The organism is Formosa sp. Hel1_33_131 (genome assembly GCF_001735745.1).
Taxonomy (GTDB): Bacteria; Bacteroidota; Bacteroidia; order Flavobacteriales; family Flavobacteriaceae; genus Hel1-33-131.
Map to the genome: position 1 here is coordinate 2,499,849 of NZ_CP017260.1, position 18,337 is coordinate 2,518,185.

At 35.2% G+C, this 18,337-nt stretch carries 23 protein-coding genes and 1 tRNA gene; 13 read left to right on the top strand and 11 right to left on the bottom strand.

Annotated features, from left to right (window positions below):
- Window positions 1-196: 196 nt before the first annotated feature.
- The 4 genes from FORMB_RS11550 to FORMB_RS11565 all read right to left on the bottom strand — a co-directional run bounded on the left by FORMB_RS11550 (window position 197) and on the right by FORMB_RS11565 (window position 3,586).
- On the bottom strand, window positions 197-1,048 hold the full coding sequence (locus FORMB_RS11550) for a toll/interleukin-1 receptor domain-containing protein (protein WP_069677608.1): 852 nt from the start codon (window positions 1,046-1,048) through the stop codon (window positions 197-199).
- Window positions 1,049-1,579: 531 nt separating this feature from the next.
- Window positions 1,580-1,792 (bottom strand): hypothetical protein, encoded by a 213-nt coding sequence (locus FORMB_RS11555; RefSeq protein ID WP_069677609.1) that lies wholly within the window; start codon window positions 1,790-1,792, stop codon window positions 1,580-1,582.
- Window positions 1,793-2,860, bottom strand: coding sequence for a nucleotidyl transferase AbiEii/AbiGii toxin family protein (locus FORMB_RS11560; protein WP_069677610.1), 1,068 nt, complete (start codon window positions 2,858-2,860; stop codon window positions 1,793-1,795).
- A 21-nt stretch (window positions 2,861-2,881) separates the two neighbouring features.
- Window positions 2,882-3,586, bottom strand: a complete 705-nt coding sequence (locus FORMB_RS11565) for a DUF6577 family protein (protein ID WP_083243957.1) — start codon at window positions 3,584-3,586, stop codon at window positions 2,882-2,884.
- Window positions 3,587-4,006: 420 nt separating this feature from the next.
- Here FORMB_RS11565 and FORMB_RS11570 point away from each other — a divergent pair, with 420 nt between their 5' ends.
- A complete protein-coding gene (locus FORMB_RS11570; protein WP_069677611.1) occupies window positions 4,007-5,581 on the top strand; it encodes an IS1182 family transposase in 1,575 nt (524 codons plus the stop codon).
- A gap of 91 nt (window positions 5,582-5,672) precedes the next feature.
- On the opposite strand, the gene FORMB_RS11575 is transcribed toward FORMB_RS11570, so the two are convergent.
- Window positions 5,673-6,044 carry a hypothetical protein gene (locus FORMB_RS11575; protein ID WP_069677612.1) on the bottom strand — a complete coding sequence of 124 codons (372 nt, stop codon included), beginning with the start codon at window positions 6,042-6,044 and terminating at the stop codon, window positions 5,673-5,675.
- Between the two features lie 456 nt (window positions 6,045-6,500).
- On the opposite strand from FORMB_RS11575, the gene FORMB_RS11580 reads away from it, so the two are divergent.
- The 7 genes from FORMB_RS11580 (at window position 6,501) to FORMB_RS13065 (ending at window position 9,805) form a co-directional block, all read left to right on the top strand.
- A complete protein-coding gene (locus FORMB_RS11580; protein ID WP_069677613.1) occupies window positions 6,501-6,971 on the top strand; it encodes a DUF6495 family protein in 471 nt (156 codons plus the stop codon).
- A gap of 40 nt (window positions 6,972-7,011) precedes the next feature.
- Window positions 7,012-8,382, top strand: a complete 1,371-nt coding sequence (gene hisS, locus FORMB_RS11585; protein WP_069677614.1) for a histidine--tRNA ligase — start codon at window positions 7,012-7,014, stop codon at window positions 8,380-8,382.
- A 55-nt stretch (window positions 8,383-8,437) separates the two neighbouring features.
- On the top strand, window positions 8,438-8,629 hold the full coding sequence (locus tag FORMB_RS11590) for a hypothetical protein (protein ID WP_069677615.1): 192 nt from the start codon (window positions 8,438-8,440) through the stop codon (window positions 8,627-8,629).
- A complete protein-coding gene (locus FORMB_RS11595; protein WP_069677616.1) occupies window positions 8,616-8,852 on the top strand; it encodes a hypothetical protein in 237 nt (78 codons plus the stop codon). Before FORMB_RS11590 ends, FORMB_RS11595 begins: the two co-directional genes overlap by 14 nt.
- An 85-nt stretch (window positions 8,853-8,937) precedes the next feature.
- The gene (locus FORMB_RS11600) at window positions 8,938-9,129 is read left to right on the top strand and encodes a hypothetical protein (protein ID WP_069677617.1); all 192 of its coding nucleotides are present in this window, start codon (window positions 8,938-8,940) and stop codon (window positions 9,127-9,129) included.
- The gene (locus FORMB_RS11605; RefSeq protein WP_069677618.1) at window positions 9,129-9,365 is read left to right on the top strand and encodes a hypothetical protein; all 237 of its coding nucleotides are present in this window, start codon (window positions 9,129-9,131) and stop codon (window positions 9,363-9,365) included. The genes FORMB_RS11600 and FORMB_RS11605 overlap by 1 nt, the downstream gene beginning before the upstream one ends.
- 263 nt (window positions 9,366-9,628) lie before the next feature.
- Window positions 9,629-9,805, top strand: coding sequence for a hypothetical protein (locus tag FORMB_RS13065; RefSeq protein ID WP_157498172.1), 177 nt, complete (start codon window positions 9,629-9,631; stop codon window positions 9,803-9,805).
- 148 nt (window positions 9,806-9,953) lie between these two features.
- On the opposite strand, the gene FORMB_RS11610 is transcribed toward FORMB_RS13065, so the two are convergent.
- Window positions 9,954-10,027 (bottom strand) — tRNA-Met (locus FORMB_RS11610).
- 136 nt (window positions 10,028-10,163) lie between these two features.
- Between FORMB_RS11610 and FORMB_RS11615 the strand changes: the two genes are divergently transcribed.
- A complete protein-coding gene (locus FORMB_RS11615; protein ID WP_069677619.1) occupies window positions 10,164-10,550 on the top strand; it encodes an START-like domain-containing protein in 387 nt (128 codons plus the stop codon).
- Between the two features lie 53 nt (window positions 10,551-10,603).
- On the top strand, window positions 10,604-11,449 hold the full coding sequence (locus tag FORMB_RS11620) for an aminotransferase class IV (RefSeq protein ID WP_069677620.1): 846 nt from the start codon (window positions 10,604-10,606) through the stop codon (window positions 11,447-11,449).
- Here the strand turns inward: FORMB_RS11620 and FORMB_RS11625 are convergent.
- From FORMB_RS11625 to FORMB_RS11645, 5 genes are all read right to left on the bottom strand, one after another.
- Window positions 11,446-12,006 carry a YqgE/AlgH family protein gene (locus FORMB_RS11625; protein WP_069677621.1) on the bottom strand — a complete coding sequence of 187 codons (561 nt, stop codon included), beginning with the start codon at window positions 12,004-12,006 and terminating at the stop codon, window positions 11,446-11,448. The two genes, FORMB_RS11620 and FORMB_RS11625, sit on opposite strands and share 4 nt — an antisense overlap.
- 150 nt (window positions 12,007-12,156) lie before the next feature.
- The gene (locus FORMB_RS11630; RefSeq protein WP_069677970.1) at window positions 12,157-12,429 is read right to left on the bottom strand and encodes an HU family DNA-binding protein; all 273 of its coding nucleotides are present in this window, start codon (window positions 12,427-12,429) and stop codon (window positions 12,157-12,159) included.
- A 16-nt stretch (window positions 12,430-12,445) separates the two neighbouring features.
- A complete protein-coding gene (fmt, locus tag FORMB_RS11635; protein WP_069677622.1) occupies window positions 12,446-13,396 on the bottom strand; it encodes a methionyl-tRNA formyltransferase in 951 nt (316 codons plus the stop codon).
- Window positions 13,393-15,291 (bottom strand): RecQ family ATP-dependent DNA helicase, encoded by a 1,899-nt coding sequence (locus FORMB_RS11640; RefSeq protein ID WP_069677623.1) that lies wholly within the window; start codon window positions 15,289-15,291, stop codon window positions 13,393-13,395. The genes fmt and FORMB_RS11640 overlap by 4 nt, the downstream gene beginning before the upstream one ends.
- On the bottom strand, window positions 15,288-15,833 hold the full coding sequence (locus FORMB_RS11645; RefSeq protein WP_069677624.1) for an AAA family ATPase: 546 nt from the start codon (window positions 15,831-15,833) through the stop codon (window positions 15,288-15,290). Before FORMB_RS11645 ends, FORMB_RS11640 begins: the two co-directional genes overlap by 4 nt.
- Before the next feature lie 90 nt (window positions 15,834-15,923).
- Here FORMB_RS11645 and FORMB_RS11650 point away from each other — a divergent pair, with 90 nt between their 5' ends.
- The 3 genes from FORMB_RS11650 to murA all read left to right on the top strand — a co-directional run bounded on the left by FORMB_RS11650 (window position 15,924) and on the right by murA (window position 18,335).
- Window positions 15,924-16,217, top strand: coding sequence for a DUF493 family protein (locus FORMB_RS11650; protein WP_069677625.1), 294 nt, complete (start codon window positions 15,924-15,926; stop codon window positions 16,215-16,217).
- A 98-nt stretch (window positions 16,218-16,315) separates the two neighbouring features.
- On the top strand, window positions 16,316-16,966 hold the full coding sequence (locus tag FORMB_RS11655; RefSeq protein ID WP_069677626.1) for a DUF4290 domain-containing protein: 651 nt from the start codon (window positions 16,316-16,318) through the stop codon (window positions 16,964-16,966).
- A 55-nt stretch (window positions 16,967-17,021) separates the two neighbouring features.
- A complete protein-coding gene (murA, locus tag FORMB_RS11660; RefSeq protein WP_069677627.1) occupies window positions 17,022-18,335 on the top strand; it encodes a UDP-N-acetylglucosamine 1-carboxyvinyltransferase in 1,314 nt (437 codons plus the stop codon).
- Window positions 18,336-18,337 lie beyond the last annotated feature (2 nt).

The following is an 18,337-nucleotide window of genomic DNA, read 5'->3' on the forward strand; positions in this document are numbered from 1 at the left end:
TGCGTTGGCTAGCAACTAAATTAGTAAAAGAAAACGAACCAGAGGGAAATCCGCTAGGATTTTCCGAGTACACACAGAATCAGCAATTAATTATACACGTTGTTAGTGGTAGTATTAATTTCGGGTTGCTTCATTAAAACTTTCTTCAATTCGTATGTTCAATGTTAATAAATTCCTTAAAATTTTAATTATGTTTTTATTTTAAATTATCATCAACCAGGTCTGCAAGTTTAACGTATATTTCTTCTCGATCATTTTCATTTAACTTGCTTAACGGGTTCTTTGGGTCATTTAGGGATTGAAATTTGCTTAAAGTTGGAGTAGAAGTAAATCTACAAGGTTTAACAATAATTGGAATAATTCTTTTTCCTTTCTCCTCTGCTGCTTTTAATAAAGGAGGTAATTCATTGTCAACAATAAAGTCCGAAGCCAGAAAATCTGCGCTTATAAGCAGAATAGCTATAGATGCTTTATCTAAAGCCTTGTCTATCTCCATTTTCCATTGATCTCCAGCATTTATTTTGGTATCAATCCAAAGATCAATTTGACCACTTTTAATAAAAGGTTTAAGATGTACGGTTAGTCTATCAATTGTGTTTGAGTCCTTATGACTGTAACTTATAAAAACACTTTTAGTTATATTCTTTTCTTTCTTAATGAATTTTTTTACAGCTGCTGAAGTTTTATTTTTCTTCAGATAATTATCTAATGGAATAATTAATGTTTCATCTAACCTAAGTCTATCGTAATAAATGGAGAAATATTTTTCTAGAAATGAACTGCTTTCTGATGTTATAAGAATAATTGGTTTTTCAAAAGCTCTTGCAATTGCAAATTCGCTAGTTAAATTTCCTTCATTCTCAGACACATCAACTATCACTAAGTCTGAATTTTTTATTTCTTCTCTGACTAATTCTTCAGTTTCACCTGCGTTTAAAAGGTCTTCATGGGTGCTCAGTGTATGACCCGCTGCTACAACGACATTGTTTACTTTGCTTAAAACGTCTTGATAGCTTGAATTATACCTGAATGCTAAAAATATTTTCATAGTTTGTTTTTATTACCACTAACTCGTTATATGTCAACAAAAGGGTGTGTTAACGGTTATATATTCCGGGATAACACAATGTTTTAGTTGTTATTATTCGTAACTGATTTTAGTACAAGCATCTTGCTTGCCCCCGCATCTATAATTCAAATAAAACAATCGCTTACAACGGGTCAAGCTGCTTATGAAGATTTAGATTTGGGGTCTAAAATCTATCAAACTTATGAAATAGTTTATAAACTTTAAAAAAAAGTATCCATTAATTTATGTAAACAGCTGTAAATAAATCAATTTTATTAATTTACAGTCGCATGGTTCACTTAAAACTTGAATTTTTGCAATTTGGATTACGGTCTATCTTCTAGCATTAATTCAATCTTATTTTATATAAATGCGTCCTAATTAGGGCGCATTTTTTTTGCATTGTGTAGTGATTTGTTATGTTGTATAAGCACCTAATTTAGTAAATACAAACTAAGTTTTAAACTAAAACTAGTTTTGTAAAAGTGTCTTTTTTAGCTCAGTTCTTTGTTACCACCACACGAAAGGATTCGTGCGGTAGCGGGGATCGCTTATTATTTCTTTACTTTTATCTTCAACCAACACTGGTAATTCTCTTTCGCATTGCTCAGCAATTTCTTCAGGTTTGTCTTCCCAAACTAAACCGTACCGTTTTTTCTCTAATTGCTGTAATTTGGCAATGAGTTGTTCTTTACTATAATTATCGTATTTATTCTTTGCCATTTATGCTGTTTTTATTTCGTAAATCTTGAACCAATAAAAAAATGCTTCAGGATTAGATTTTTTAAGTTTGTTTAGTTTGTTGTTCATTGGTTCGTTTATTTGCCATTCTTTCATTTGTATTTGGGTGTCATACTTTTCAATTTCTGTTTTCTCATATTTTATTAATGTGATGAGATAAGCTGTTTTAGATGCTTGAGTAATTGCTTTTTCAATATGATAACTTTCAGAAAAAATATAAGCTCGTATTCTTTGTATTCCCAACTGTAATTCTTCGAAATTCCCTATTCCATCTATTCCTCTACTTGCAATACAAAGGGAAGTTTGGTAAATATCTTCAATTACATCTTGTTCATTACAATCATTAATATTTCTGTATGACAATTCAGTTTTTGCAAATTGGTAAAATGTGTTTTTTATAATATTTAAGTCAATTACTTTATCAAATAAATTCCCTACATCATATAATTGCTTTATGATTTCCATACTCATACTGTTTTCACTTTTAAAGTATGGTATTCCTGTGGTATTGGGAGCAAAGGCAGTGAGCTTGTCTCCCAAAATATCTTCCAAACAGGGAAGGTTTACAAGTAATGGTTTGTTAATAATCGGTACAAAATTAGATTCTATAGGCAGTTGGATTATTTTTTTGTAATCCGCCTTTTCAAATAATATATCAAGTAAAATATAATCTTCTGTTTTGTTTGATTTATGAAATGGAGTGTAGTAGAATTTAAAATGTGCTTTTGTGATTTTTGAATTTGTGTTTCGGTGTTGTAATTCTTTTCGTAAAAAACCTTGCTCGGTTGCCAAAGAATCTAATATGTCGTTTAGCCCAATATCCTCTTTAGGCAAAATAATATCAATGTCAATAGAAAGTCTTTTAGTAGAATTGAAATGTAACATTAAAGCAGTTCCTCCTTTGAATACAAAGTCCAATTTTTGTTTCACAAGACCTTCTAATAGAATCAATGCTCGAATAACCTTTTCGACAAGAATTTTATCAGCATTTTTATTTGCTTTTGAAACCTGATTAATCCATTTTATTGATATTTCTTTTTGATTTATCATAAACTATAAATTGGCAGTAAATTAATTTTGTTGCCGTAAATTAGAATTAATATATGTTTTAAGTTCTTCTTTTTTTCCTCTCCTGTTGGCATAACGTAACAACTTACTTTTATTGATTGAGTATTTTGAAAAAGCTTCATTATAAATAGTTCTCATTTCATTACCTTGATATGCCGAAAAGATGATTTCATCACAAAAAACATCTACTAATATTTTTTCTAAAGAAGAAGTGTTTATTCCATCTATGTTTTGTGTAGGAGCTTCAGTTATTAGTGTTTTAACAATTATTAAATTATTGTTCTCTGTTATGTATTTTTCAAAAACATCTTTTGAAGGTTCTAAAAAGACTGAGTATTTGTTTTCTTTTAAATAAAGAAATATGGCTTGTGTTGCTTCTTTCTCAACTTCAATTAATAAATAGAATTGATTGGCTTGATGCAGGGTAAATTCATTAAGAATAGAAGAATTCCAGATGCAAGATTCTAAATATGGAAAATGTTTTTTTATTTTTTTACTTAGAATTTTTTCTTTTGAAGAAATCTCAGGAATAAAATAATTCATTGCTCCAAGAGTAAATATTCCTTTTCCAATTCGTTTAAGAACACCTTGTTTTATCAAAGTAAATACTCGCCAATTGATAGTCGTTTGACTAATATTGGGTTCAAACCCTTTAAAGAAATTAGCAATGTCAGTTGTTTCAAAGCTTTTTCGATTTTTGAAAAACATTGTTAATTTTTCAATATGTAACTTGTCTTTAGCGATAGTATTTCTTTTTAACTCAGCAAATGTACAAAACTATAAATCGGCAACAAAATTAATTTACTGCCAATTATTAGAATTCTGTTAGCGTGGGGAAGATTAAGCTCTTTTGGTTTTTATGTGTTGGCTTTTGTGTAGGCAAAAACCAAATGTGCTTAATGTGCGGCTGGCTTTTTTCGGTATGAAACACAACGTGTTTGTATATGGAAAGTTGCGTGTTTGCGTGCGAGGATTTTCCGTAGGAAAATCAGACGTAGCAAACGTGCAACGACCTTTGTTTAAGCCAAAACCAGCAATTTTTTATATACAGTGTGCCTGTTGCACAACTATTTATGATAAAACTACAAAATAAGTTTTAAATTTTCATAAAAATTCTTAAATTTATGGATGCAAGGAAAAAAGACCTACCAAGAAAAGCTGTTTGCTTGCTTTAGTTTGAGCGAACGGATACCAAAAGATAATTTTTATCGCCAGTTAGGAAACGTTTTAGAATTAGAATATTTGTATCGCTTGACGCGTTCTTATTATGGGACAAGTGGACAAAAAAGCGTAGATCCCGTAGTTTTTTTCAAACTGTGTTTGGTCGGATATTTAGAAAACATCATTAGCGATCGCAAATTGATATCCCATTGCAGTATGCGTATGGATATTTTGTATTTCCTCGGCTATGACATCGATGATGAACTTCCATGGCATTCAACGATCAGTCGTACACGTCAGTTGTTTCCCGAAAGCCTGTTTGAAGAGGCCTTTACCAAAGTGTTAGAATTATGTATTTCCAAAGGCATGGTCAGCGGTCACACCCAAACCATCGACTCAGCCCCAGTAAAAGCCAATGCATCCATGGACAGTTTAGAGCTCAAAGTTCCCAAAGAAGACTTAGAAACACACTTGCATCAGCTCCGTCATATCAGCCGAATGGATAAGCCCCATCGTCAAGCCAAAGACAATAAAGCCCCTAAAACCCAACAAACCCTTAGTGCCAATAAGCAAGAACTAGGCGCAATAAAGAGTCGCAACAAGAAATGGTCAAACGACCAAGACCAGCGACCCGGTGCAGGGAACAAAGGCAGTAAATACACCAGTAATAAGACCCATTACAGTCCCACCGACCCCGATGCCCGAATCAGTGTAAAACCAGGCAAAGCCAGAAAGCTCAATTATATGAGTCAACTTAGTGTGGACACCGCCCATCATGTCATCACCGACATCCAAGCCTACCATGCCGATAAGAAAGACAATCAATACTTGCAAGATATCGTAAAACGATTAGACAAGCGTTTATGGAAACAAGGATTACTATGGCAAAACTGTGTCGCCGACACAGGATATAGCAGTGGCGAGAACTATGCCTTTTTAGAAGGCGTCAACAAACAAAGTTTCATTCCTCCGCATGGCACCTACAAAGGTGGTCCCGAGGGATTTGTTTACCATAAAAAAGAGGATCATTACGTATGTCCACAAGGGGAAGTGATTCCCTTCAAAAAAGTATTTAACGATTATAGAACCCACACGAGAAAGAAAGAATACCGCGGTTCGACCAAACAATGCAAAGGCTGTCCAATAGCACTCCAATGCTTGGGGAAAACAGCCAAAGAAAAGAAGTTTTCAGTGACCTATTACCGAGAGGAATATGAGCGAAACAATGCCCGAGTGCACAGCAAACAAGGACGCTTTATGAAACGCAAACGTCAAAGCACCGTAGAACCTGTTTTTGGAACACTCACTCAGTTTATGGGCCTGAGAAAGATCAACACCCTTGGCATACAACAAGCCAACAAAGTCATGCACTTATCTGCGATGGCTTACAACCTGAAAAAGTATCTAAAATTCACTCAGAAACTGGCAAGAAGTGAGGCGAAATCACTTGGGGTTGTTTTTTTAGAAATAACCCTCTTTATAAAGGTGTTTTGGTCTTGTGTAAGCCCCTCAAAAAAACAAAATAGCACACTCATTTTTTAATAATACATCCTGTAAATCGGCTTAAAAAGGAAGGTTTTTTACTTTTTTAGAGGGCTTGTGCAACGGTTACCAGTGTTGGCAATAGTATTTTTTATTCAGTTAGATTTTCCGTTATAGATTTCAGAGTTTCAATTTTCGGCATTTCTGTAATTTCAGATTCTCCATCTATTGAGTAAAATTCCAATTCAGTCGGCATTTGGTCAGTTCCGAATACAGATATTCCAATTAATTCTCCGTTTTTACCTTTTCCATCGTAATCTATTATTAAATTCCCTTTTTGAATTTCCGAGTCAAATGTTTTTCCAAATATTATAGTCGGACATTTTCCGCAACCACATCTCGCAATAACTTTCAGATTTCCGATTAAATTAGTCCACTCCGATTTTTCTTTTCCAAACAGATAAGTCAGAAATTCAATTTCGGATTTTGTCAATGCTCTTTTATCTGGAATGCTATATTTCATTAATCAAATTGTTCATTTTTTTACGTTCCGTTGATATTATTGCCAACTGGTTATATGGAGAACAAACCTCCTGTTTATACGTCTCTATTTCCGGATAATAGGAACTTTTGGTTTCTTTATCCAAAATCAAATGTACAAGCATCTTGCTTGCCCCCGCATCTATAATTCAAATAAAACAATCGCTTACAACGGGTTAAGCTGCTTATGAAGATTTAGATTTGGGGTCTAAAATCTATCAAACTTATGAAATAGTTTATAAACTTTAAAAAAAAGTATCCATTAATTTATGTAAACAGCTGTAAATAAATCAATTTTATTAATTTACAGTCGCATGGTTCACTTAAAACTTGAATTTTTGCAATTTGGATTACGGTCTATCTTCTAGCATTAATTCAATCTTATTTTATAAATTTGCACACTGCAAATAGGACACATTTTTTTTAACTATAATCAAGGATGAAATACACAAGACTTACCAAAGAACAGTTGGAGGAATTAAACCAAGAGTTTATTAATTTTTTAGCAACGCAATCCATCACGGCAGATGAATGGAAAGAGATCAAGGAACAGAAGCCCGAAGTGGCAGAAGAGGAATTGGATATTTTTAGCGACTTGGTTTGGGAAGGCGTGTTGTCAAAAGTGGAGTATCTAGAAAATATAGCGCCGCAGCACATGTATCTGTTTAAAGTGGATGCATCGCAGTTGCGATTGATTGGACTCAAAATAAAAAAAGAGGACATTGATTTGACCACCAAAGAAGGGTTTGGGTGGTTAAGAGAAAATTTGATGTCCGACGAGGTCGAATTGTTCAATGCCGATAAAACGCTTGAAGCCGATAAAAACACAAAAATATTTGAACTTATCGTGCAAGGGTCTAACATCACAAAAGGCGATCTTTATAAGTATTTAGAAGATCTAATTGGATAGGTTCATAAAAAGAGAGATATTTGTTAATTAAAGCAAAACCATGGTATCTAAACCACGCATATCTAAAGGAACGCGAGATTTTTCTCCAAAGCAGTTGGCAAATCGCGACTACATTTTTAGTACCATAAAATCAAATTTTAAAAAATTTGGATTCCAGCCCATTGAAACACCGAGTTTTGAATTGGCGGAAACCTTATTGGGGAAATATGGAGAAGAAGGAGATCGCCTCATTTTTAAGATTTTAAACTCTGGCGATAAAGTCAAAAAAGCAGATTTGCAAGCCCTTGAAGATGGCAACTTAGCACGCTTTTCAAATTCACTCACAGAGAAAGCTTTGCGCTACGATCTGACTGTGCCTTTTGCACGTTATGTAGCACAATACCAAAACGATATTGTATTCCCATTCAAACGCTATCAAATTCAACCCGTTTGGCGGGCCGATCGTCCTCAAAAAGGACGGTTTCAAGAATTTTATCAGTGTGATGCGGATGTGGTCGGCTCCAAATCCTTATGGCAAGAAATTGAATTCATTCAATTGTATGACGCCGTTTTTTCAGATTTAAACCTAAAGGGCGTTACCATAAAAATAAACAACAGAAAAATATTAGCAGGCATCGCCGAATTGATTGGTGCTCAAGACAAGCTCATCGATTTTACGGTCGCTTTGGATAAGCTTGATAAAATAGGAGCGGAAAAAGTTAAAGAAGAAATGCTTAAAAAAGGCATCACTTCTGAAGGCATTTCTAAACTCGAACCTCTTTTTAATTTGACAGGTGATTTCTCAGATCAATTACAATCTTTAAAATCAATTTTAAGCACTTCTACGGAAGGCATAAAAGGCGTAGAAGAACTAGAGTTTATTGCGTCTTCTGTGGCTGCATTAGGGCTTAAAACTGCCAAACTACAAATGGATGTCACCCTAGCACGGGGTCTTAATTACTACACAGGTGCTATTTTTGAAGTGGCTGCACCAGAATCTGTACAAATGGGTTCCATTGGCGGCGGTGGTCGTTACGATGATTTGACCGGCATATTTGGACTCAAAGATGTGAGTGGGGTAGGGATTAGTTTTGGATTGGACCGAATTTATTTGGTCTTGGAAGAATTAAACTTATTTCCAACAGATAAAACACTATCCACCAAAGTACTTTTTATCAATTTTGGAACTTCAGAAAGTTTGTACAGCTTAAAAGCGATTACAGCCTTGAGATCAAAATCCATTGCCACTGAATTATATCCGGATGCTGCGAAGCTAAAAAAGCAAATGATGTACTGCAACAAGCGCGAAATACCTTATGTAGTTATGGTTGGAGAATCGGAAATAGAACAGAATAAATACTTGTTAAAAGACATGAATTCTGGGGAGCAGCAATTGGTTGCTTTAGAGGAACTTATGAAAATCGTTTCTTAATATTTTTGCAAAAAACACCTCCTTTTCTTATATTTGGATTATAAACATTAAAAAAATGACCACAATTACGATTGAAAACGGCAAAGATCTTCCCCAAAAAACATTTAGCAATTGGGAAGAACTGCGAAATATATTGAATTTTATGGCGCTTCAGTTTAAGCAAACTAAAGAATCTTCTACCATACCCGAAAATCTAAAAGAGAAACCATTATCAGCTTTCAACTACCTGACTGATGAAAGTTTATGAAACTGACACAGCAGTTGCCTATTTAAAAAAGAGAGAACTCATTAAACCGTATCTCAAAGCCAAACAATACTTTGAGCAAGGACATACTCGAATGGTTAAGCTAAAACTATTACAACCTAAGAAAAATAAAGAATACCAATTTAGGATAAACGATAAATATCGTGCTCGTGGTTTTTACAAAGAAAACGGTTTTTTGGTCACTGAAATATCCGACCATCAGTAAAACTTCAAGAGATATTCCCCCACCCAAACAAAAATTTGCACAAAAACCCTCTTTTCCATATATTTAACTGTTAATAATAAAAAAAATGACGACAATTACTATCAAAGACGGACAAAAATTACCAAAAACTGAGTTTGGAACAATCAAAGATTTTCTAGAATGGGCTGTTGATCATTTTCAAGAAGAAATACCTTTGTCAGAAAAAACTATCAAGAAAGCAGCAAAAGCCAAGAAAGAAATTTCATCGCCAAACTCAACTTTTAAACCGGCATTATAATGCTCGTGTTTGATAATGAAAATGCTCGAAAAGATTTACAAAAATTTCAATTAACCAAGCAATACAAAAAAGCTTGTGATTATATTCGTGATGACCAATATTATAAGGTTCAATTAAAACTGCGGAAACCGAAATCAAAAGGTATTTACCAGTTTAGAATTTATAAAAAATACCGTGCCTTTGCTATCAAAAAAGAACAAACTTTATTTGTTTTTGAAATCTTCGACCATCAGTAAAACAAAAATTTGCCCAAAAAACCTCTTTTCCGTATATTTGGACTGTAAATAATAAAAAAAATGACCACAATTACCATAAAAGAAGGCAACGCTTTATCCCGTTCTGTATTTTGAACATTTGAAGATCTCATTGAGGAGTACTACGCTTCCAAAGGAGTTGTGTTATTACATCAAATTGATCTAGAAGACTTGCCAGCAGCCTCTCAAAAGTTGATTGAAGAATCCAAGAAAAAGGGAAAAAAAGATTTGCATGATTTTTAGGGATGAAAGTAAGAGAAAGACAGAAAGCCATTGATTATTTAAAGAAAAGACAACTCGAAACATCGTACTTTAAAGCAAAATCATATTTATCTAAAGACCAATTCAAAATGGTCGATTTTAAATTGAGACAACCAAAATCAGATGGAATTTATTATTTTCGAATCACCCGAAAATACTAGGCTATAGGTCACTTTATCGATGATGTTTTTGTTGTTACTGAAATCTCTGATCATCAGTGAAACTTCAGAATAAACAGCACAAAAGAAAACTTGTTTTTAGCCATAAAAAAAAGACTCTCAATTTCTTGAAAGTCCTTTGATTATCTAGTAGCGAGAGCGGGGCACGATCCCGCGACCTCCGGGTTATGAATCCGACGCTCTAACCAGCTGAGCTACCTCGCCATAATTTAGATGGCTGCAAATATAAAAACAATATATCGCCTCACAAATAAATACCCCTTTAAAAAAAAATTAAAATTCCTAACAGAACTAACCAATTATTGTATATATTGGATTTTTTTAAATTTCAAATCACCCAATGAGTAATAAAATTAAATTCGAGTTAGAATACCCAATACAAGCGTCCCCTCAATTGTTGTATCAATACATCTCAACGCCTTCTGGATTGTCAGAATGGTTTGCAGACAATGTGAACTCAAGAGGTGAATTGTTTACCTTTATATGGGATGATTCAGAAGAAGAAGCCAAATTGTTAACGAAAAAAAATGGCGAGCGTGCCAAATTCAAATGGCTCGACGGCAATGAAGATCAGTCTTATTTTGAAATCAGAATTCAAGTTGATGGAATCACAAAAGATGTGTCGTTAATGGTCACCGATTTTGCCGAAGACGACGAAGTAGAAGAAACAAAGATGCTTTGGGACAACCAAATATCGGATTTGAAGCAAATCTTAGGTTCTTCCTAGACATTTTTTTATTTTTAAACTATATTTGTCCTGATTAAATCAGGACTTTTTTTATGATAAATAGTAACGGCGAATTACTTTCGGAGCAGCAAGCAAAACTTTCGGTATTCAATCGAGGATTGGCATATGGAGATGCCCTTTTTGAAACGATTAAAACCTTAAATGGAAAAATCCTGTTTTGGGAAGATCATTACTTTCGATTGATGGCCTCCATGCGAATTCTTAGAATGGAAATTCCGATGGCATTTACCCCAGAATCTTTAGAATCTCAAATTCTAGAATTGTTAACGCATTACAATTCAAATTCAAATTCTTTTAGAGTTAAATTCACGGTTTTTAGAAACCAAGGTGGATTTTACACCCCTCATACCAACGACGTTTCCTATTTTATAACGGCAGAATCGTTAGAGGCGGATTTATACTTGCTAAACACTTCGGATTATAGAGTAGAGTTGTTCAAGGATTTTTATGTCGCACCAGGGCTTTTATCTACCCTAAAAACCAATAATAAGGTATTGAATGTTTTAGGGAGTGTGTATGCAAAAGAGAATCAATATGATAATTGCTTACTGCTGAACACCAATAAAAGTATTGTGGAAGCCCTCAATGGGAATCTATTTTTAGTAAAAGACAATGTTATTAAAACACCGCCTTTAGAAGATGGCTGTTTGAAAGGCATCATGCGAAAGCAAGTTTTAGAAATTATCAAAAAAATTCCTGATTTTGAATGTGTTGAAGCCTCTATATCTCCATTTGAATTGCAAAAAGCAGACGAGTTGTTTGTGACCAATGTGATCCAAGGGATTCAGCCAATTACAGCGTTTAGAAAAAAGAATTTTACCACAGCAGTGAGTCAAAGTATTTTAGCGAAGCTAAACATGACCGTAAGACTGTCTTAGTTATACGAGGGGTTTTCGGGTGCATTGGACCAGATGCTATAATCGCCACCGAGTTCCAGCATTTTCTCTTTCCAAAAACTCGTATTTACCTTTTCAATAATTGTTTTAGGGTGTTTGTTTTCAGATAGTATCCATGTGTGTGCTAATAATTCAGAGGTCAATTGATTGGTTTCCCATCCCGAATAGCCAAGAAAAAATCGAATGTCATTAGAATCTAATTTGTTCTGTTGAATCAATTCGGTGACTTTTTCAAAATTTCCACCCCAGTACAATCCTTGTGAAATTTCAATACTGTCCGGAATAAGCGTTGGAATTTTATGGATGTAATAAAGATTGTCTTGTTCAACTGGGCCACCATTGTAAACTTTGAACGGAATTTCTATTTCAGGAATCAAGTCTTGAAGCGTGAAACTCAGCGGCTTATTTAGAATAAATCCAATAGAGCCTTCGGTATTATGGTCTGCGATAATAATAATAGACCTATTGAATGACAGATCACCAATAATAGAGGGTTCTGCAATTAATAAATGACCTTTTTTCAAATGGATATTTGACATCTTTAGCTCTAATTAACAACTAAATATAGCAATTTTATTTTAAACGCAACAATTCAAATACAATCAATATATTAAAAAAACTTTATTTAATGTTTTTAGAGAAGAGGTCTATAATGATGAAACAAGGCTAAAAACAGATAGAAAGTTGTTTTAGTTTAAGGAATTTGTCAATTGAGAACTCGCCTTAAATTTTATTACATTTTTTGTAGGAATCGCTAAGGGTTCATTAGTTTTAGGATTTCGCCCCATGCGTGCCGAGCGTTCATAAACAGACCAAGTACCAAATCCCGCCAATGAAACTTTGTTGCCCTTTTGAAGCGATTCAGCGGTTGCCTCCATGAAAGCTTCTAAGGCTTTTTGAGCGGATGCTTTTGAAATTCCAGCACGTACTGCCATGTGTTCTATAAGATCGTTTTTTTTCATTGTTTTGTGGTTGGTTTTATAGCATTCGTGCATTTTCATGAAAGGTAAATCCATTTAAAAAGGATACCGCATCCATTTGTCGTTTTCCGGGGAATTTAAAATTGATGAGTTCAATAAACCCTCCTTTTACGGCGACTTTAATGTCTTTTTTTGAAATAATAAGCTGTCCAGCTTCAAACGCATGGGGTTCAGAATGTTTTAGAACCTCATACAATTTGATGTTTAAAAGTTCTTCGCCATTGGATAAAAGTCCCCAAGCCGCAGGATAGGGATGGAGTCCGCGCACCTGATTGTATATGCTGTCTAATGTCGAATTCCAATCAACTTTACAATTGTCTTTATTCAGTTTATAAGCTGTTTTGGTTTCTTTAAGTGGTTGTATCGTTGTTTCTAGGCTGCCCTTTTCGATTGTTTGGATCGTTTCCAACACCACATCACTCCCTAAGTGCATTAGTTTGTCATGCAATTCTCCTGCATTTTCTGTGGGGTTTATATCAATTTTGGATTGTAAAATCACGGCCCCCGTATCAATTTTTTCATCAATAAAAAAAGTGGTCACACCCGTTTCTTTTTCACCGTTGATAATTGCCCAATTTATAGGGGCAGCACCTCGGTAATCAGGGAGTAGAGACGCATGTAAATTGAAGGTTCCTAAAGCCGGCATCTGCCACACAGCTTTGGGCAGCATTCTGAAAGCCACCACAATTTGAAGGTTGGCATTCAAAGCTTTTAAATCACTCAAAAATGAGTCGTCTTTTAAATTGGTGGGTTGTAAAACCGTCAAGCCTTTAGATTTAGAAAATACCTTTACGGCGGATTCATGAATTTTTTGACCGCGACCTGCTGGGCGATCGGGCGCAGTGATGACCCCTGCAATCGTGTAATGGTGTTGTAAAAGTCCGTCTAATATAGTCACCGCAAATTCGGGTGTGCCCATAAATACAATACGAATATCTTCTTTTTTCATGACGTTTTCAGTTTGTATGTGTTTCGTTCTGTTAGTTCAATCAACTCTTTTTCTAAGAGGTTGGTGAGTATAGTGGTTAATTTTTCGCTATTAAAAGTGCTTAGAGCTTCTAGTTTTCTAGAAGAGAGGGCGTCTGTTTTGAGTAAAGTTAAGATTGTTTTTGAATCACTTTCTGAAATTACACTTTTTTTTGAACGTTCTAAGCAACTCGAACAAATCCCACATTGTTTTGAGTCTATTTCTTCAAAGTAAGACAGCAATTTTTGACTTTTACAAATGCCATCATTTTTGATATAATCAAACACCGATTGCAGTTGTGCTTTTTTTAAATCCTGTTGTTGTGAGACGATCTTAGAAATTCTATGAATTGTTTTATCATCTTCTCGGGGTTCAATAAAGGTGATTTGTGCATCTGTTTTTGAGGATTCAAACTGCACAATTTCAGCCTTATTCAAAGCAGTTAAATGCGAGATTACTTCGTCCTCTGAGAGGTTTATTTTCTTCGCGATGGTCTGCGTGAAAATTTCTGTAGAATGGTCAAACACCCCTTCGTGACTTCTTAAGACAACTTTTATGATCAGGGCTTGTTTTGGATGCTTTTCGATGTAGTTGAACAAAGCAGTATTTCCAATAATGATTTGTAGGAAGGCCGTGTTTTTAAACCGTTCTTCTAATGATATGATACTGGTTCGGTCTAAAATTTTAAGCGCATTATACGTCAGGATAGAAGGAAGGCTATAGGTGCTGCAAAATAATTTAAAGTTAAAATTATGAACCGTGTCCACGCCTTCTCCATAAGAAATTTGAAAATAATTACAAAGTCGTTTATATACATTTTTTAAAAACGCAATATCAGGCAGGCCATTGATATATTGACTTTTAGAGTTTTTTTCATCGGATGTATTCCGAAGGATGACTGCATAGGCGTTTTCATTATTGCGCCCTGCACGTCCAGCTTCTTGATAATAGCTTTCCAAGCTTTCGGGTAAGTTATGATGAATCACAGTTTGTACGTTGGCTTTGTCAATGCCCATTCCAAAGGCATTGGTGGCAACCATCACTTGATTCTCATTCGCCGTCCAACGCTCAAATTGAGTGTCTTTTTCCTTCGGACTTAATCCACCGTGATAGTATCCACTTGTAATTCCGATCTTATTCAAATACCCTGAAATTTCAAGGGTTGCTTTTCTGTTGCGTACATATATGATGGAGGTACCCGCATATTTTTTTAAAATTTGTACCGTTTTGAAATATTTATCTTCACAGTCCAAGGTCAAATACGCCAAATTCGGGCGTTGAAAGGAGGTCTTAAAAATTTGTGGTGCAATGCAGTCCAATTGTGTGCTAATGTCCTCTACCACCTTGGCAGTTGCCGAGGCAGTTAATCCAATCACGTTTACAGAGGGATGAAGTGTTCTGAGCGTTTTGATATCTCGATAGGCCGGTCTAAAATCATGTCCCCACTGACTGATGCAATGCGCCTCGTCCACCGCAATGACATTGACATTCATTTGCTTGATGCGTTCTTGCACTAAATCTTGTTGAAGACGTTCCGGAGAGAGGTAGAGAAATTTATAATTTCCATAAATGCAGTTATCCAACATCCGATCGATGTCGTCATAAGTATAACCGCTAGTGAGTGCCATTGCTTTGATGCCTTTTTCTTTTAGGTTATTTACTTGATCTTGCATCAATGCAATGAGTGGAGAAACCACAATACAAATGCCGTCTTTGATCAAGGCTGGAATTTGAAAACAAATCGATTTCCCACCTCCTGTTGGCAAAAGTGCGATGCAATCTTCATTTGCTAAAACCGCTTCAATAATTGCTTCTTGTTGTGGTTTAAACTCAGAAAATTTCCAATAGTGTTCCAATATTTCAATTGGATGCTTCATTCACTTTCGTTTAAATGATTTAATATAAAGTCAATGCGTTCCTCAACCGTTCCAAAAGGGGTGTCAATAATAGCATACCCATAGTCTGTATAGGTTTTAACCAGAAAATCATGCAGGATCAACGCTTGTTCAAACGTTTCGTAGCGTTCGTTGTCTTGTTGGTAAATCGCTTTCCAAGGTTTTAAAATGAACACTTTGTTGTAGTTGTGTTGACTGCAAATTGTTTTAAAAGAATCTGGATAGCTACTTTTCAAATAATCTAAATAGGCAACGACATCTGGAAGTCCACGATCAAAAAATACAATTTCTTTATTAAGAGTATCGGCTTTTAAAAATTGTTTTTGACGGCCTAATAAAAGATGCTCACTAAACAATAAGGGATCTTCCAAAAACAACTGTTCAATGCCTTTTTCTTGCGCATCAAGGGTAATTTGTCTAGAAATTTCTTCCATACAATTATAGCCTTTCGTTTTAAGTGCGTTGATTAAGGTTGTTTTGCCAGTGCCAGGCCCTCCAATAAGAGCAATTTTTTGAGTATTCAAGTCGTTTTGTTTAATTCCTGTAAAATTCGTGATTTAAAAGGGAAATAAAAAATCAGATATAATGTATATTTGTACACTTAGCATTAAACAATGGAAAAATCTGTAAACCCAGAAGAATTTTACAACAATTTAAAAGAAAAGCTGCAGGATACTTCTGGATGGCCCTCTGAGTATTTATATAAATTCATCATTAAAACAGATCCTGTCAAAATCAATACCGTTGAATGTATTTTTGATAATATGGGAGCGGTTATTAAAACCATTCCTTCTAAGAAAGGAAATTACACCAGTATTTCTATCAATGTGGTTATGAAGAACCCTGATAGCGTTATAGAAAAATATAAAGAAGTTGGAAGACAAGTAGAAGGGGTTATTTCGCTCTAAAAATAGGACTTTTAAGCATCTTTTAAAATACCCTTAGACTCACATTATTTTTTTGTATTTTGCAAACACTTAAATTTTAAAAACCAAAGATCGCATACATGACAGCGTTAACAGATCAACTAGAATATAATACAGAACGAGAACACTTAATCATCCCTGAATATGGAAGACATTTACAGAAAATGATCAACCATGCCGTGGCTCAAGAATCTAAAGAAGAACGCAATCGCTTGGCGAAAGCGATTATTTCTGTGATGGGAAATATGCAGCCACATTTACGTGATGTGCCTGATTTTCAACACAAGCTTTGGGATCAATTATTTATCATGTCGGATTTAAAATTGGACGCAGAATCTCCTTTTGATAAACCAACAGAGGAAATGTTAAGCCTTCGTCCTGAGCCATTAAAGTATCCACAGAACTTTCCGAAATATCGTTTTTATGGAAACAACATCAAAACAATGATTGATGTGGCCAATACATGGGAAGCTGGAGAAATGAAAGATGGATTGGAATATACCATTGCGAACCACATGAAAAAATCATTTCTGAATTGGAATAAAGACACCGTTGAAGATGTCGTTATTTTCGGACATCTGTTCGAGTTATCTGGCGGAAAAATTGATTTACGTAAGAGTACCGAAGCTTTGAGTGAAGTCTCAAGTTTATTAAAAGTACAACGTAAATTTGCGGCTCCAAAAAAATCTTCCAAAAAGAACAACTACCAAAAAAATCGAAAACGTTACTAATATCCAGATAGATTAGGATTTCAGTAAACGCACTACTCATTTAAATTACTCAACATTGAAAACTTTTAAAATTGAAGGCGGACACCAACTAAAAGGGGCGATTCAGCCACAAGGCGCAAAAAACGAAGCCCTTCAGATTTTGTGTGCTGTTATATTATCACCAGAAAAAATTACGATTCACAATATTCCAGATATTATTGATGTCAACAAGCTTATTGATTTATTAGGAAAGTTGGGCGTTAAAGTCGAAAAATTAGCCAAAGGCAGTTATTCTTTTCAGGCGGATGAGATCAATTTAGAGTATTTAGAAACTGAAGCTTTTAAGGAAGACGGTCGTGGACTTCGAGGATCGATTATGATTGTTGGGCCACTTTTAGCCCGATTTGGAAAAGGATACATTCCAAAGCCTGGAGGCGATAAAATTGGTCGCAGACGTTTAGATACGCACTTTGAGGGATTCATCAAATTAGGGGCTAATTTTAGATACAACCGCGAAGACCATTTTTACGGAGTAGAAGCGAAAGAGTTGAAAGGAACCTATATGTTGTTGGATGAAGCGTCAGTGACAGGAACGGCAAATATTGTGATGGCGGCTGTCTTGGCCACAGGAACAACAACAATCTATAATGCGGCTTGTGAGCCGTATTTACAGCAACTCTGTAAAATGCTCAATAGAATGGGCGCAAAGATTTCGGGCATTGGTTCAAATATGCTAACCATTGAAGGTGTAAAAACCTTAGGCGGTACAGAGCATACCATGTTGCCAGATATGATTGAAATTGGGAGTTGGATTGGATTGGCTGCGATGACCAAAAGCGAATTAACAATTAAGAATGTAAGTTGGGATGATTTGGGAGTGATTCCAAATGTGTTTCGAAAGTTGGGAATTACCATCGAAAGAAAAGGGGATGATATCTTTATTCCTAAGCATATAGATGGCTATGAAATTCAAAATTATATTGATGGCTCTATACTCACCATTTCGGATGCGCCATGGCCTGGGTTTACTCCAGATTTATTAAGTATTATTCTGGTGGTGGCTACACAAGCCAGAGGAAGCGTGCTGATTCATCAAAAGATGTTTGAAAGCCGTTTGTTCTTTGTCGATAAATTAATTGACATGGGTGCAAAAATCATTCTTTGTGATCCACACCGTGCGTCTGTGATTGGACATGATTTTAAATCAAGCCTAAAAGCTACGACCATGACCTCTCCAGATATTAGAGCGGGGGTTTCCTTATTAATTGCGGCACTTTCTGCTAAAGGGACTTCTACGATTCACAATATTGAACAGATTGACCGAGGGTATGAAAATATAGACGATCGCTTACGTGCCATTGGCGCAAAGATTGAACGTGTCGAGTTATAATT

What these genes read in the sequence shown, in the direction of transcription:
- FORMB_RS11560 (WP_069677610.1), bottom strand. Translation starts at nt 2,860, where the DNA reads ATGATAAATCAAAAAGAAATATCAATAAAATGGATTAATCAGGTTTCA.
- FORMB_RS11605 (WP_069677618.1), top strand. Translation starts at nt 9,129, where the DNA reads ATGCTCGTGTTTGATAATGAAAATGCTCGAAAAGATTTACAAAAATTT.
- hisS (WP_069677614.1), top strand. Translation starts at nt 7,012, where the DNA reads ATGGTATCTAAACCACGCATATCTAAAGGAACGCGAGATTTTTCTCCA.
- FORMB_RS11595 (WP_069677616.1), top strand. Translation starts at nt 8,616, where the DNA reads ATGAAAGTTTATGAAACTGACACAGCAGTTGCCTATTTAAAAAAGAGA.
- FORMB_RS11600 (WP_069677617.1), top strand. Translation starts at nt 8,938, where the DNA reads ATGACGACAATTACTATCAAAGACGGACAAAAATTACCAAAAACTGAG.
- FORMB_RS11650 (WP_069677625.1), top strand. Translation starts at nt 15,924, where the DNA reads ATGGAAAAATCTGTAAACCCAGAAGAATTTTACAACAATTTAAAAGAA.
- FORMB_RS11615 (WP_069677619.1), top strand. Translation starts at nt 10,164, where the DNA reads ATGAGTAATAAAATTAAATTCGAGTTAGAATACCCAATACAAGCGTCC.
- FORMB_RS11655 (WP_069677626.1), top strand. Translation starts at nt 16,316, where the DNA reads ATGACAGCGTTAACAGATCAACTAGAATATAATACAGAACGAGAACAC.
- FORMB_RS11620 (WP_069677620.1), top strand. Translation starts at nt 10,604, where the DNA reads ATGATAAATAGTAACGGCGAATTACTTTCGGAGCAGCAAGCAAAACTT.
- FORMB_RS11550 (WP_069677608.1), bottom strand. Translation starts at nt 1,048, where the DNA reads ATGAAAATATTTTTAGCATTCAGGTATAATTCAAGCTATCAAGACGTT.
- FORMB_RS11630 (WP_069677970.1), bottom strand. Translation starts at nt 12,429, where the DNA reads ATGAAAAAAAACGATCTTATAGAACACATGGCAGTACGTGCTGGAATT.
- FORMB_RS11580 (WP_069677613.1), top strand. Translation starts at nt 6,501, where the DNA reads ATGAAATACACAAGACTTACCAAAGAACAGTTGGAGGAATTAAACCAA.
- FORMB_RS11640 (WP_069677623.1), bottom strand. Translation starts at nt 15,291, where the DNA reads ATGAAGCATCCAATTGAAATATTGGAACACTATTGGAAATTTTCTGAG.
- FORMB_RS11565 (WP_083243957.1), bottom strand. Translation starts at nt 3,586, where the DNA reads ATGTTTTTCAAAAATCGAAAAAGCTTTGAAACAACTGACATTGCTAAT.
- FORMB_RS11590 (WP_069677615.1), top strand. Translation starts at nt 8,438, where the DNA reads ATGACCACAATTACGATTGAAAACGGCAAAGATCTTCCCCAAAAAACA.
- FORMB_RS11575 (WP_069677612.1), bottom strand. Translation starts at nt 6,044, where the DNA reads ATGAAATATAGCATTCCAGATAAAAGAGCATTGACAAAATCCGAAATT.
- FORMB_RS11555 (WP_069677609.1), bottom strand. Translation starts at nt 1,792, where the DNA reads ATGGCAAAGAATAAATACGATAATTATAGTAAAGAACAACTCATTGCC.
- FORMB_RS11570 (WP_069677611.1), top strand. Translation starts at nt 4,007, where the DNA reads ATGCAAGGAAAAAAGACCTACCAAGAAAAGCTGTTTGCTTGCTTTAGT.
- FORMB_RS13065 (WP_157498172.1), top strand. Translation starts at nt 9,629, where the DNA reads ATGAAAGTAAGAGAAAGACAGAAAGCCATTGATTATTTAAAGAAAAGA.
- FORMB_RS11625 (WP_069677621.1), bottom strand. Translation starts at nt 12,006, where the DNA reads ATGTCAAATATCCATTTGAAAAAAGGTCATTTATTAATTGCAGAACCC.
- fmt (WP_069677622.1), bottom strand. Translation starts at nt 13,396, where the DNA reads ATGAAAAAAGAAGATATTCGTATTGTATTTATGGGCACACCCGAATTT.